Consider the following 12,655-nt stretch of genomic DNA (forward strand, 5'->3'; position numbering starts at 1 on the left):
GGCCCTGGCCCCTGCGCGACGATCGCATGACCACCGACCTCTCACACCTCCGCAAGGACTTCCCCATCCTGGAGCGCGAGGTGAACGGCAAGCCGCTGGTCTACCTGGACAGTGCCGCCACCACCCAGAAGCCGGTGCAGATGCTCGACGCCGTGGACGAGTACTACCGCCGCCACAACGCCAACGTGCATCGCGGCGCCTACCGACTCGCCGAGGAGGCCACCGACCTCTACGAGGGCGCCCGCGGCAAGGTGGCGCAGTTCATCAACGCCTCCTCCCCGCGCGAGGTGGTCTTCACCCGGGGGACGACCTCGGCGATCAACGCCATCGCCTATGGATGGGGCCTCTATCACCTAGCGCCCGGCGACCGGGTGCTGCTCACGATGATGGAGCACCACGCCAACGTCGTTCCCTGGCAGCTGATCAGCCGCCACACCGGCGTCGAGCTGGTGTACCTCCCGCTCACCGGAGATCATCTCGTCGACCTCACCGGACTCGATCGGGTGATCGACGACAGGGTGAAGGTGGTGGCGTTCTCGGGGATGTCCAATGTGCTGGGGACGATCGGACCCCTCGCCGAGCTCGTGGCGGCAGCTGCGACTGTGGGAGCGATCACCGTCGTCGACGGCGCCCAACTGGTGCCGCACTCCCCCACCGACGTCCAGACGATGGGGGCCGACTTCCTCGCCTTCAGCGCACACAAGATGCTGGGACCGACCGGCATCGGCGCACTGTGGGGCCGCCTCGACCGCCTCGAGGAGATGGAGCCCGCCGAGGGTGGCGGGGAGATGATCCGCGACGTGATGCTCCACGAGTCCACCTGGGCTGACGTCCCCCACAAGTTCGAGGCCGGGACCCCACCCATCGCCCAGGCGGTCGGGTTCGGCGCCGCCGTCGACTATCTGAGCACCGTGGGAATGGACGTAGTACGCCGGCACGAAGCCGAGCTCACGCAGTACGCCCTGGATCGCCTGGCGGAGATCCCCGACCTCACCGTCTACGGCCCCGGCGACGTGACGCTTCGCGGGGGAGCCGTCTCCTTCACCCTGGCCGACATCCACCCCCACGATCTGGCCACCATCCTCGACCAGCAAGGGGTGGCGGTGCGCGCCGGGCACCACTGCGCCCGACCGCTGATGCGCCACCTGGACGTTCCCGCAACCGCCCGGGCCTCGTTCTACCTGTACAACGAGATGTCCGATGTGGACTCCCTGGTGGCGGCGCTGCACGAGGCGCGGAGGATTTTCGGTGTCGCTTGACGATCTGTACCGCCAGGTGATCCTCGACCACTACCGCAGCCCCCGTCGCGCCGGGCGATTGGACCACCCTGACGCCCACGCCGACGGCAGCAATCCCCTGTGCGGCGACGAGCTCAGCATCGACCTCGCAATCGACGGCGGGACCGTCACCGACGTCCGCTTCACCGGAAGGGGCTGTTCGATCAGCCAGGCTTCGGCATCGATGATGGCCGACCGGATCGTGGGCCAGACCCTGGAGGAGGTGACCGAACTCTCCCATCGCGTCAAGCGGCTGCTGGACATCGAGCCCGGTGAACCCGGGATCGACCCCGATCGGCCGGGCGCGGCCCTGGGGGACATCGAGGCACTGGCCGGGGTCCGCCGCTTCCCGGTTCGCATCAAGTGCGCCGATCTGCCGTGGACGACGCTGATGGAGGCCCTGGGCGGCGACGCCGGGACCGGCTAGGCACTGCCATGACGATCGCCGGGCGCCCCCGCCGCACCTCCGACCTGCCCGCCACCAGCCATGGGATCAGCAGGGATGCGTTCACCACCGGCGACTGGGGGCTCCTCACCGGGATAGCCGCCATCTGGGGCTCCTCGTTCCTTTTCATGGCCGAGGGCCTCGATGCTTTCGAACCGGGGGTGGTGACCCTCGCTCGGATCGGGCTGGGAACGCTGGCCCTGGCGCTGATTCCGCGGGCCCGGACACCGATCGCTCGGTCGGATCGGGCCCGGGTAGCGCTTCTCGGAGTGACCTGGTTCGCCCTGCCACTGATCCTGTTCCCCGTCGCCCAGCAGTGGATCGACTCGTCGGTGGCGGGGATGATCAACGGGGCGGTTCCCATCACCACCGCCGTGTGGGCAACCGCCCTGATGGGCGCCCTTCCCGGTCGCCGCCAGCTGCTCGGGATCGCCATCGGCTTCGCCGGCGTCGCCGCCGTATTCCTCCCCGAGATCCAGGACTCGTCGGCAACGGCGCTCGGCGCCGGCCTCATCCTGGTGGCGGTGACCCTCTACGGCCTGGCGGCCAACATGGCGGTCCCCCTCCAGCACCGGTACGGCGCACTCCCGGTTCTGTTGCGGGCCCAGTTGGTAGCCCTGGCCCTGGTCACACCACTCGGCCTGGCGCAGCTTCCCGGCTCGTCGTGGGCCTGGAGCTCGGCGCTGGCGATGTTGCCGCTGGGAATGCTGGGCACCGGACTTGCTTTCGTCCTGATGACCACCCTCGTCGGCCGGGTGGGCGGCACCCGAGGAGCGATCTCGATCTACTTCGTTCCGATCGTGGCCGTAGCTCTCGGCTTCCTGGTTCGCGGCGAGACGATCCATCCGCTGTCTCTGCTGGGCACTGCCCTGGTCCTCGTCGGTGCCTGGTTCACCAGCCGTCGGGAGGCGTGAGGCTCCCTAGCGGCGGGCCGCCGAACCACCCCGGTCAGCCGGCGATGCCGCCCTCGGTCATGTGGCGGAGGTCGAGCGCACGATCTAGCTCGTCCTCGGGAAGGACGCCCATCTCTAGAGCGACCTCCTTCACCCCGCGGCTGGTGGCGAACGACTTCTTGGCGATCTCGGCCGACTTGTCGTATCCGATCAAAGGCGCCAGGGCGGTGACGATGATGATGTTCTGCGAGAGCAGCCAGGCGGCACGCTCCTCGTTGGCCTCGAGACCGACCACGCACTTCTCCCGGAAGGCGTCACACACCGCCCCCAGCAGCTCGGCAGCCTCGATCAGGTTGTGGGCCAGCACCGGCATCATCACGTTGAGCTCGAAGTTGCCGTTGGCCCCCGCCCAGGTGATGGCGGCGTCGTTGCCGATCACATGCGCCGCCACCTGCATGACCGACTCGGCCATGACCGGATTCACCTTCCCGGGCATGATCGAGGACCCGGGCTGGGTCGCCGGCAGCACCAGTTCGCCGATGGCGGTACGCGGTCCCGACCCGAGCCAGCGAACGTCGTTGGCGATCTTGAAGAGTGAGACCGCCACGGTCTTGAGTGCTCCCGAGGCGAACACGGCTGCGTCCTTGGCCGCCTGGGCTTCGAAGTGGTCGTCGGCCTCCCGGAACGGGTGGCCCGTCCTCTCGGCGATTCTGGCGATCACGCCGGCGGCGAAGCCGGGCGGAGCGTTGATGCCGGTCCCCACGGCGGTTCCACCGAGTGCCAACTCCTCCAGTCCGGGAAGGGCCGCCCGCAGCCGCTCAACCCCCTTGGCGACCTGGGAGGCGTACCCGCCGAACTCCTGGCCGAGGCGAACCGGCGTGGCATCCATCAGGTGGGTCCGGCCCGACTTGACGATGTGGTCGAACTCCTCCGCCTTGGCTCGCAGCGCCGCCTCGAGGCGCTCGAGTGCCGGGATGGTCTCCTCCCGCAGCGCTCCCACGGCGGCGATGTGGATCGCCGTGGGGATCACGTCGTTGGATGACTGCGAGGCGTTGACGTGATCGTTGGGATGGACGGTCCGGCTGCCCCGGTCGACTCCGAGGATCTCGGCCGCCCGGTTGGCGATCACCTCGTTGGCGTTCATGTTCGACGAGGTCCCGGACCCGGTCTGGAAGAGGTCGACCACGAACTGGCCGTCGAGGGAGCCGGAGACCACCTCGTCGGCGGCCCGCCTGATGGCGGCAGCGACCTCCTCGGGCACGAGACCCAGGGAGGCGTTCTCCTCGGCGGCGGCACCCTTGACGAGTCCCAGGGCCGCCACCACACGCCGCGGCAGGCGCAGGTTCGAGATCGGGAAGTTCTCCACCGCCCGCTGGGTGGATGCTCCGTAGTAGGCGTCGTCGGGGACCTGCATCTCCCCCATCGAGTCTCTTTCGATGCGCATCGGTGCCTCCGGGTCAGGTCGGCTGATCGGCGTTCCCGCCAAGCGTAGGCGGCCGCTCGATCCCGCCGATCACCCGGGAGACGTATGCCTCCCAAGCATCGGAGTCGCGATGTGCCGAGTGGCTGGAGCCGGGGATGATCTGGTATCGGATCCGCGGGTTGGTCGCTGCGAGCCACTCACCGAGGGCGACCGGCAACAGCCCTCCGGTGGCGGGATCGGAGCCCAGGAGCAAAGTCGGTACCGGAATCGCCGCCGCCTCATCGATCAGGCGCCACGGCCAGTTCGCCCGGACGGCGTCCTCGATCGTCGCCGGGCCGGCGCTCACCAGTGCCCTCGCCTTGGCGGCGGCGTCCTCGGGCAGCCACCGCGGGTTGTCGGACGCCAGACGATCGGCGGTGATCGGGCCGGCGAACTCGGCGAGCAGCCACTCGAGGACCTGGTCCATCGACTCCGGCATCAGCAGGGCCGGGTCCTGGAGGATGAGCGATCTCGTCCAGCCGGGGTTGGAGACGGCGAGCAGGGTGGCCACCGCGCCGCCCATCGAGTGGCCGACCACCGCCTCCCACCCGTCACCGAGTGCCTCGACGTCGGCTGCCACGTCGACGAGCGCCATCGAGTCGCCCCTGGGACTGTCGCCATGGCCCCTCAGGTCGGGAGCCACCACCTCGAACCCGGCATCGGCCAGCGCCGAAGCCAGGCGCCACCAGCCCTCGGCCGAGGCTCCGAGGCCGTGGAGCAGCAGTACCCGGCGCCCGCCTCCTCCCCAGTGGAGATGTGCCAGAGGAACCGGCTCAGAGGCCACTGAGGAAGTCGTCGCCGGTGGCAGCACCCCCCGCCGCCACGCCGCGGTAGCCCTCTGCATCGAGGCGATCGGCGAGCGACCGATCGCCGGACTCCACTATGCGGCCCCCTACCATCACGTGCACCCGATCCACGGTGAGGTGGGCCAGGATTCGGGTGTAGTGGGTGATGACCAGGATCCCCATGTCGGGGCTCCGCATCCCCTCCACCGCGGCGGCCACGGTGCGGACGGCATCGACGTCGAGCCCGGAGTCGATCTCGTCGAGGATCGCCATCCTGGGCGCCAGGGCGAGCAGCTGGGTCATCTCGGAGAGTTTCTTCTCGCCGCCTGACAGGCCGGCGTTGATCGCACGCCCCAGGAACGGTGCCGCCCCCAGGAGCCGGGCTCCGGCGGCGGCACGCTCCCGTACCTCTTCACCGAGAGAGAACGCCATCTCGTCGATGAGATCGGCCAGGGTCACCCCGGGCACCTCCACGGGGTACTGGAAGACCTCGAAGAGACCGGCGCGGGCTCGACCGGCGGTGTCCAGCCCCAGGATGGGAATGCCGCCGACCTCGGCCGCGCCACGGGCTTCGTAGCCGGGACGCCCCATCAGGCCGTGACACAGGGTCGACTTGCCCGACCCGTTCGGGCCCATGAGAACATGTACCTCGCCGTACGGCACCTCGAGATCGACGCCGTCGACGATCGTCCTCTCCCCTAGGACCACATCGAAGCCTTTCAGCCGCAGGGCGCTCATTGCCCGTCCTCGACCGGCTCGAGATCGGTGAACACCTCGCCGTCCACGATCTCCAACTCGTAGACGGCGACCGGTCTTGTGGCGGGGAGGGTTCCGGGAACGCCGGTGACCAGATCGAACTCCGAACCGTGCCGCGGGCACTCGACGGTACGGTCGTACACCTCGCCTTCGGAGAGCGAGGCCTCGGCGTGACTGCAACGGTCACCTACGGCGTACACGGCATCGTCGATACGGAACAGGGCGATGCGATGCCCGGCGACCTCCACGCGATGCCCGCGCCCCATGGGCAGGTCGGCGAGAGCGGCGAGCCGGACCCGGACGCTCATCCCACCACCCCCTCGTACTTGGTCATGGCGGCCTCTCGCAGCATCGGCTCGAACCGGAGGTCGGGGAACCGCAGCAGGGCCTCCTCGAAGAAGCCCTTCACCTGGAGCCGATCCGCCCTGGGCCGCTCCAGGCCGCGGCTCATCAGGTAGTAGCGCTGGTCGTCGTCGAGCGGGCCCACCGCAGACCCGTGGCCGCAGCGCACGTCGTCGGCGAGGATCTCCAGGTTCGGGACGGAATGCGCCTCGGCGCCGTCGGAAAGCACAAGGTTGCGGTTGGTCTGATGGGCGCTCGTCTTCTGGCCTTCGATCTCGATGCGGATCAGGCCGGTGAACACGGATCGCGAGTCCCCGGCGACGGCCCCCTTCAAGAACATGTCCGAGGTGGTTCCCCGAGCCGCATGCCGCATGAAGTAGCGGTAGTCCAGAGTCTGCTCGCCGTCACCGAAGTAGGCGCCGACGACCTCGGCGGCGGAGCCGTCACCCTCCAGATCGGCGGTGAGATGCAGGCGCGAGTACCTTCCCCCCAGGCCGGCCTCGGCAAGTCGGACCGTGGCATCCCTTCCCAGCCGGTAGGCGTGTCGGGCGACCGCACGGGTGTCGCTCCCCCACTGCTGCACGACGGTGAGCGTCACCGTTGCACCGTCGCCGGCCTCCACTTCGACCCGCGGGACCACCAGGATCGGCAACCCATCGGGTGAACGCTGCACGAGCACGACGCCGACATGGGAGGAGCGGCCGGCAACGATGCGCACCCTCGGCGCCGATGCGGTCCCGCCAGTGGTCGCCTCGACGTCGATGACGACCGAGTCGGCAGGAGAGGCCCCGGGGTGAGCCGTGACCAGGACCCCGTCATGGCAGAAGGCCTCGTTAAAGGCTTCCAGCTTGTCCGCCGTCGACGGCGGCTGGCCGTGCCCGGCGGCCTCCCGCAAGGGAACCACTTCGACGCCATCGCCACCCGACGCTTCGACGGTGAACCCGTCGACGACACGCGCCCCGAGCCTCACCTCCACCGGATGAGACGCCCTCGATGCCGGCGATCCCGGTGCATCCCTGAACGAGTACTCCGCCATGTCGATCCCGGGATCGACGTATCGCCAGTTTTCCTCGACCTCGGCGGGCATGGGTAGGGCCGTAAACGCCTTCCAGCCTGCCTCGACGCGTCGGCGACCCTCCGGGGAGAATGCCCCGGCGGCGCGTCTGCTCGCCTCTTCGCCTATCGGGAACACCGGGACGGGACCTCGGTTCGACGACGGCGAATGCTAAAGCGGTGGGTGCGCCAACCCAAGGTCGACCGCCTGGGAGAGGATCGCCACCATCATCTCGGTGGTGAGCCTCCCGGTGAAGGTGTTCTGCTGGCTCGGGTGGAAGCATCCGATCACCGTGTAGCGACCCGCCGTGAACACGGCTCCGTGGCCGAAGGCCGGCCGGGGACGCGGCAGGGAAGAAACGGCGGCGGCGAGATGCCGAAGCACGGCGGCCCAGGCGAACCCTCCCAAGCACACCAGGACCCTCGCTTCCGGGAGGAGTTCCAGTTCCTCTGTCAGCCAGGGCAGGCAGCGGTCGCGTTCTTCGGGGGTCGGCCGGTTGGCCGGTGGGGCGCAGCGCACGGCAGCGGTCACCCAGGCGCCGGTGAGGGCGAGCCCGTCGTGGCGGTGGCGAGAGGCCGGAACCGATGCCAGACCCACCTCGTGCATGGCCCGGTAGAGGAAGTCGCCCGATCGGTCGCCGGTGAACATCCGCCCGGTTCGATTGGCGCCATGTGCTGCCGGGGCGAGACCGATGAGGACGACCCGGGCGGCGGGATCGCCCCAGCCGGGGACCGGCCTGCCCCAGTACTCCTCGCCTGCGAAGGCGCGTCGCTTCTCCCGGGCACACCGCTCTCGCCACTCCACCAGGCGCGGACAGGCGCGGCATGCGGCGATCCGGTCGGCGAGTGTCTCCATCTGCCCCCAGCCTCGCCGGACATCTGCCATCGGGCAACCGCCGCCGGTCAGAGAAGCGATTCCAGGTCGAACCCACTCGACGGGTGGCGCAGCTTGGCCAGGGCGCGGCCCTCGATCGATCGGACCTTCTCGCGTGTGAGCTCGAACACCTTGCCGACGTCGGAGAGGGTCCGAGGCGCCGCTCCGTCCAGGCCGTACCTCAGGGCGATGACCACCCGCTCCTCCTCTTCGAGCATCGCCATGGCACTGCCGATGTGGTCTCTGGCCGAAGCCTCGACCACCAGCTCGAAGGGATCGACGACTCCGCCATCCTCGACGAAGTCGCCCAGCTCGGCATCTCCGTCGGATCCCACCGGCCGCTCGAGAGAGACCGTCTCACCAGGGGCGGCCAGCGCCAGGTCCACCCGGTCCGGATCGAGCCCCGAAGCGTCGGCGATCTCCTCGCGTGTTGGAGAGCGCCGCAGTCGCTCGCCCAGTGAGAGGACGGTCTCCTGGACGGTTCGGACCACGTCGACCATGTGTACCGGAAGCCGAATCGTCCTCCCCTGGTTTCCGAGTCCCCGGGTGACGGCCTGTCTGATCCACCAGGTGGCGTAGGTGGAGAACTTGAACCCCTTGCGCCAGTCGAACTTCTCGACTGCCCGGATCAACCCGAGGTTGCCTTCCTGAACCAGGTCGAGAAGTTCGAGCCCGCGGCCGGTGTAGCGCTTGGCGATCGAGACCACGAGCCGGAGGTTGCAGCGGATGAACTCCGACCTGGCGTCTTCGCCCTCTCGTACCAACCGGTACAGACGAGCCCTCTCCGAGGAATCGAGGCCGGTGGCGGTGTCGAGGCGGGATCGTGCCCGCCTTCCCGCCTCCATGGACCGGGCCAGCCTGACCTCGTCCTCGGCGGTCAACAGCTCGTGACCCGAAACCGAATCCAGGTACATCCCGATGGCATCCGACACCGGAGCCGAGTCCTTGAGCCGCCTGGCCAAGCAGTACCCCCTTCGAGGAGAGGCGTCGCGACGCTATCACCACCGCCGATGGTCTCGCAACAGGTTCTCCACAGGTCCTGTGGACAACTGCTGGGGCCAGGCTGCGCCCAACCGGCAACAGGGAGGCGGCTCCGATCGGTCGCCCGGACCAGGTTGTCCACAGCGAGGACCGCGGATCAGAGCGCGGGGAGTTCCTGGAAGCGGTCACGTTCGCCCAGAAGGTTGGCCTCGGCCCACGAGCGCACCTCGTCCTCCTGGGAGAAGAGGATGATCTGGGTGTCGGCACTGAGGCGATGCATCAGTTCGAGCAGGGCGATGGTCCGCTCGGTGTCTGACTGGACGGTGAGGTCGTCGACCACCAGGAACGGCTTCTCTCCCTCCGCCACGAGCACCTCCGCCAGGGCCAAACGCAGAAGGAAATAGATCTGCTCCGTGGTTCCGTGGGACAGCAATCCGGCGTCCTTCCATGCGCCACCGGGTGTCCGGACCGTGATCGACAGCGTCCTGGCGTCGACCCCCACCTCTCGATAGCGGTCGGAGGTGATCGCCGGGAGGCGGGCCTCGATCGCACCCTTGAGGATCGGCGCCGCCGTGGCGAACACCGCCTTCTGCGCCTCCTCCAGCAGCGCTCGCGCCTTCTCGACGACACGCTGGCGGCGGAGGAGGCGCCCAAGTCGATCCTGGGCCACTGCCAGGTTCTCCTCGAGGGTGGGGACGTCCGGAGCCTTCTCCTCGAGCACACCGACCTCCCCGGCGAGACCATCGAGGCGGGATCGGGCCTCCTCGACACCCGCTTCCGCCGATCTCAGAGCCGCCTGAGGGTCGGCGGGTCGTTGCCCGGCAGGCCGACCGCCGAGATTCGCCACCGCCGCTTCTGCGACTGTTAGGCGACGCTGCCAAGAGGCGACGTCTTCGCCGGCGAGCAGGGTGCGCAGACGGGACCAGGCCTCCAGTTCCGCCTGGGCGGCCAGGCGCTGAGCATCGAGCTCGGCGGCGGCCCCTTCCACGGCCGCCACCAGGGTGCCTACGTCATCACCTGATGGCTCGATCCCGAGGGCGCGGGCGCTGCTGCGAAGGGTGTCCAACACCTCCCGGCGGCGCTGGGCCTCCGCCCGCCGCGCCCTTGCCGCACGAACGGCGCACTCCCCCCGGTACCTCTCCATCGCAACTTCGACCGGCTCCCCTGGTGTCGGTTCGAGGCGGCCCCGCAGCGCTTCGAGCAGCGCTTCCTCGGCTCGACCCACCGTCGCCACGGCCTCGGCCAACTGATCCTCCTCTGCGGCACCGGGCCTTCGACGATCGGAGTCGCCACCGGCGATCTCCCGGCGCACCAGCCAGAGCACACCGGCGGCAGCGAGAACGACGGCACCGAGCGCCACCAGCGCGATCCCGGTGGCGGCACTCCCGATGGCAAACGCCACTCCACCGCCGACCACAGCCGCGGCCCCGGCTCCGGCGAATCCTCCAAGCCTCGCTCGCCTTGCGGGAACACCGCCCGCAGCAGGGGCCACCGCCCGCACCCGCTGCTCCAGGCCGGCATGGATCCGGCGGGCGGCGCGCAGCTCGGCCTCGGCCTCGATCGCCGCTGGGTGAGGGGTGACATCCCCTTCGATCGGAACGCCGGCATCCTCTTCCGTCGGCAGGTCAGGCGCACCTTCGGGTTCGGCACCCAGACGCCTCCAATCCTGGAGCGCCTGCTTCGCGGCCAGAACCAGATCCTCGCGGCCGGATGTCGACAGTGGCCGCTCCAGGTCGGGGAACCTGTTCGCCAACTCGGTGATCTCGGCAACTGCCTCGCCCAGGCGCTCCGCCTCCTCGACGGCGACCCAGGCGCGCGCCTCCCGAAGTCGCCGGTTCGCCGCCGCCAGTTCGGCGTCGGCGGTGGCAAGCGCCTCGTGGCGGGCATCGATCTCGGCGTGTGCCTCCCGGGCGCGCGCCATCTCCGCGGTGGCCTCCTGCTCCTGGTCCATGGCGATCCGCAGCGGCTTGGTGTGGGCACGAACGGTGCCCACGTCATCGGCCAGGTGCCTGGCGAGTCGCTCGAGGGCACGGTTCACATTGGCGTCGCCGGACCGCGAGTCGAACGCCTGCTCCAGCGGTCCCTGGAGCAGGCTCCCGGCAAGCGGGACCCTCTCGGCTCCGGGCTTGCGCTCCACGAAGGCGGCGTACACATCGGCCTGCCGGATGAACAGGGTCGGCCACAGCAGCTCCCGCCTGAGCCCCAGGAGTACCGATCCGTCGGGACACCCTTCGTGCATGTGCTCTGCCGAGAGGTCCCTGGCAGTAGTCAGCTCGACGATGTGGCACCCGCGGTGACCTCCGAGGTCGTGCCGGATCTCATACTCGGTTCCGTCATCGGCCACCACCCGCACTGCGACTTCCCAGGGTGTGTCGTTCCAAGGACGATGTCGGCTCTCGAAGGCGGCGTCGAACGCCGTTGACCCCTGCGCTCGCCGCCGACCGCCCAGCCCTGCGTAGAGGGCGGCGTGCCAGGCGGACTTTCCTGCCTCGTTGGGACCTACGAGCACGTTGAAGCCCTCGGCGAACTCGAGCGACCGCCCGGAGATGGCACCGAATCCGGCCACATCGATTCTTCGGAACCTCACGGCTCCCCCAGCGGATGGCCTTCGAGCGCTCTGAGCCCGACCAGGAGCACCTCCCTCGACTCCGCCTCGTCGAGGCCTGCGTTCCTCACCCTGCGAACGAACTCCCCGCGGATGGACTGCTCTTCAGCAAGCGATTCCAGGTCATAGGAAGGGATGAGGGCGCCGGACACCACCTGTAGGGCGTCGAGATCGGGCCCGAGGGTTCCCAGCGCCGTCAGGTCGAGTTCCAGGGCCGGATCGATCTCGCCGACAACCGTGAGCCGAACCGACCCCTCGAGCGACGCCAACAGCTCCCTGCCCCTGTTCGCCAGGGCGGTGGCATCGGTCAGGCCGGTCACATCGAGCTCGACGTCGGCGACCCGCGAGGTGGCCACCGAGATCCTCGACACCGCCACCTTGCCGTCGCCACCGACTTCGGCGATCACCAGCCCGGCGTTCTCTCGCTCCCCGAACGACAGCGGATCGGGGTTTCCGGGGTACAGAAAGGTCGCCTCGTCCCGGGCCCGGTGATAGTGCCCGACAAAGGCGAACTTCAGCCCGCTCTCGGCGACCGCCTCCGGCCGGAATGGGGCATGGCCGGCCTTGGGACGACCGGCGTGGTCGCGGTCTTCGGTTGCGATCCCGCCCAACGCCGCCCCGTGGAACAGTCCGATGTGGACCCCCGAGTCCGGGGCCGAGAAGCCCTCGAGGAAGCCGGGGGTACCCGCAGGGGCGCGATGTGCCGCCCCCCACAAGGTGAGGCCGTCGGCGAGCTCGAAGGGGGTCAGCCGGGCCTCCTCGAACACGTGGACGTTCGGGCTCCACTCCCCGCGGGCGTAGAGGCTCGCCGGCCCGAACCAGTCGTGGTTGCCCGGAGCCACCAGCACCGGCACATCCACAGAGGCGAAGGTTCGCTCGAGGAACCGCAGGGTGTCCTGGCCGGACCGCTCGTGCTCGTAGAGGTCGCCGCCGCAAAGGATGGCGTCCACCCTTTCTGCCGCTGCCGTTTCGAGAATTCGGGTCAGGGTGGAGCGGATGTTGTCGCGACGCCGCCTGCCGGCATCGCCCAGGTTGGCGAAGGAGGCATCCAAATGGAGGTCGGCGAACATCGCCAGCTTCACGCTCACACCTCGATCGGTCGGATCCGTGGGACCGGATCACGCTACCAGCGGCATGTGACGGTTCCGCGAGACGGCCAGGACACCCGGACCCCGGGGAGGA

Annotated in this window: 12 protein-coding genes; 3 read left to right on the forward strand and 9 right to left on the reverse strand. The window is 69.3% G+C overall.

Annotated elements, in window-relative coordinates; genetic code table 11:
- Positions 1-26: 26 nt before the first annotated feature.
- Genes QY307_03700 through QY307_03710 form a run of 3 tightly spaced genes read left to right on the forward strand, consistent with a single transcriptional unit; the run spans position 27 to position 2,636 of the window.
- Positions 27-1,259 (forward strand): cysteine desulfurase, encoded by a 1,233-nt coding sequence (locus QY307_03700; protein ID WKZ83356.1) that lies wholly within the window; start codon positions 27-29, stop codon positions 1,257-1,259.
- Positions 1,249-1,704 (forward strand): SUF system NifU family Fe-S cluster assembly protein, encoded by a 456-nt coding sequence (locus QY307_03705; GenBank protein WKZ83357.1) that lies wholly within the window; start codon positions 1,249-1,251, stop codon positions 1,702-1,704. The genes QY307_03700 and QY307_03705 overlap by 11 nt, the downstream gene beginning before the upstream one ends.
- A gap of 8 nt (positions 1,705-1,712) precedes the next feature.
- The gene (locus tag QY307_03710; protein ID WKZ83358.1) at positions 1,713-2,636 is read left to right on the forward strand and encodes a DMT family transporter; all 924 of its coding nucleotides are present in this window, start codon (positions 1,713-1,715) and stop codon (positions 2,634-2,636) included.
- Positions 2,637-2,670: 34 nt separating this feature from the next.
- On the opposite strand, the gene QY307_03715 is transcribed toward QY307_03710, so the two are convergent.
- From QY307_03715 to QY307_03755, 9 genes are all read right to left on the reverse strand, one after another.
- Positions 2,671-4,059, reverse strand: a complete 1,389-nt coding sequence (locus QY307_03715) for a class II fumarate hydratase (protein ID WKZ83359.1) — start codon at positions 4,057-4,059, stop codon at positions 2,671-2,673.
- Positions 4,060-4,072: 13 nt separating this feature from the next.
- A complete protein-coding gene (locus QY307_03720; GenBank protein WKZ83360.1) occupies positions 4,073-4,861 on the reverse strand; it encodes an alpha/beta hydrolase in 789 nt (262 codons plus the stop codon).
- Complete coding sequence (sufC, locus tag QY307_03725) at positions 4,851-5,600, reverse strand: Fe-S cluster assembly ATPase SufC (GenBank protein WKZ83361.1); 750 nt, start codon at positions 5,598-5,600, stop codon at positions 4,851-4,853. Before sufC ends, QY307_03720 begins: the two co-directional genes overlap by 11 nt.
- Positions 5,597-5,926, reverse strand: a complete 330-nt coding sequence (locus QY307_03730) for a non-heme iron oxygenase ferredoxin subunit (protein ID WKZ83362.1) — start codon at positions 5,924-5,926, stop codon at positions 5,597-5,599. The genes sufC and QY307_03730 overlap by 4 nt, the downstream gene beginning before the upstream one ends.
- Positions 5,923-7,152: a Fe-S cluster assembly protein SufD gene (sufD, locus tag QY307_03735; protein WKZ83363.1), complete on the reverse strand. Its 1,230-nt coding sequence runs from the start codon at positions 7,150-7,152 to the stop codon at positions 5,923-5,925. The genes QY307_03730 and sufD overlap by 4 nt, the downstream gene beginning before the upstream one ends.
- A gap of 33 nt (positions 7,153-7,185) precedes the next feature.
- Positions 7,186-7,869, reverse strand: coding sequence for a uracil-DNA glycosylase (locus tag QY307_03740; protein WKZ83364.1), 684 nt, complete (start codon positions 7,867-7,869; stop codon positions 7,186-7,188).
- Positions 7,870-7,916: 47 nt separating this feature from the next.
- The gene (locus QY307_03745; protein ID WKZ83365.1) at positions 7,917-8,849 is read right to left on the reverse strand and encodes a sigma-70 family RNA polymerase sigma factor; all 933 of its coding nucleotides are present in this window, start codon (positions 8,847-8,849) and stop codon (positions 7,917-7,919) included.
- 176 nt (positions 8,850-9,025) lie between these two features.
- A complete protein-coding gene (locus tag QY307_03750; protein ID WKZ83366.1) occupies positions 9,026-11,455 on the reverse strand; it encodes an AAA family ATPase in 2,430 nt (809 codons plus the stop codon).
- Entirely contained in the window at positions 11,452-12,555 is a 1,104-nt protein-coding gene (locus tag QY307_03755) for a metallophosphoesterase (protein ID WKZ83367.1), read from the reverse strand. Before QY307_03755 ends, QY307_03750 begins: the two co-directional genes overlap by 4 nt.
- Positions 12,556-12,655 lie beyond the last annotated feature (100 nt).

This window comes from Acidimicrobiia bacterium (assembly GCA_030584185.1).
GTDB lineage: Bacteria > Actinomycetota > Acidimicrobiia > Spongiisociales > UBA11373.

Excerpts from the sequence above, each read along its gene's own strand:
- QY307_03730 (WKZ83362.1), bottom strand. The coding sequence starts at position 5,926 with ATGAGCGTCCGGGTCCGGCTCGCCGCTCTCGCCGACCTGCCCATGGGG.
- QY307_03740 (WKZ83364.1), bottom strand. The coding sequence starts at position 7,869 with ATGGAGACACTCGCCGACCGGATCGCCGCATGCCGCGCCTGTCCGCGC.
- sufC (WKZ83361.1), bottom strand. The coding sequence starts at position 5,600 with ATGAGCGCCCTGCGGCTGAAAGGCTTCGATGTGGTCCTAGGGGAGAGG.
- QY307_03700 (WKZ83356.1), top strand. The coding sequence starts at position 27 with ATGACCACCGACCTCTCACACCTCCGCAAGGACTTCCCCATCCTGGAG.
- QY307_03715 (WKZ83359.1), bottom strand. The coding sequence starts at position 4,059 with ATGCGCATCGAAAGAGACTCGATGGGGGAGATGCAGGTCCCCGACGAC.
- QY307_03710 (WKZ83358.1), top strand. The coding sequence starts at position 1,713 with ATGACGATCGCCGGGCGCCCCCGCCGCACCTCCGACCTGCCCGCCACC.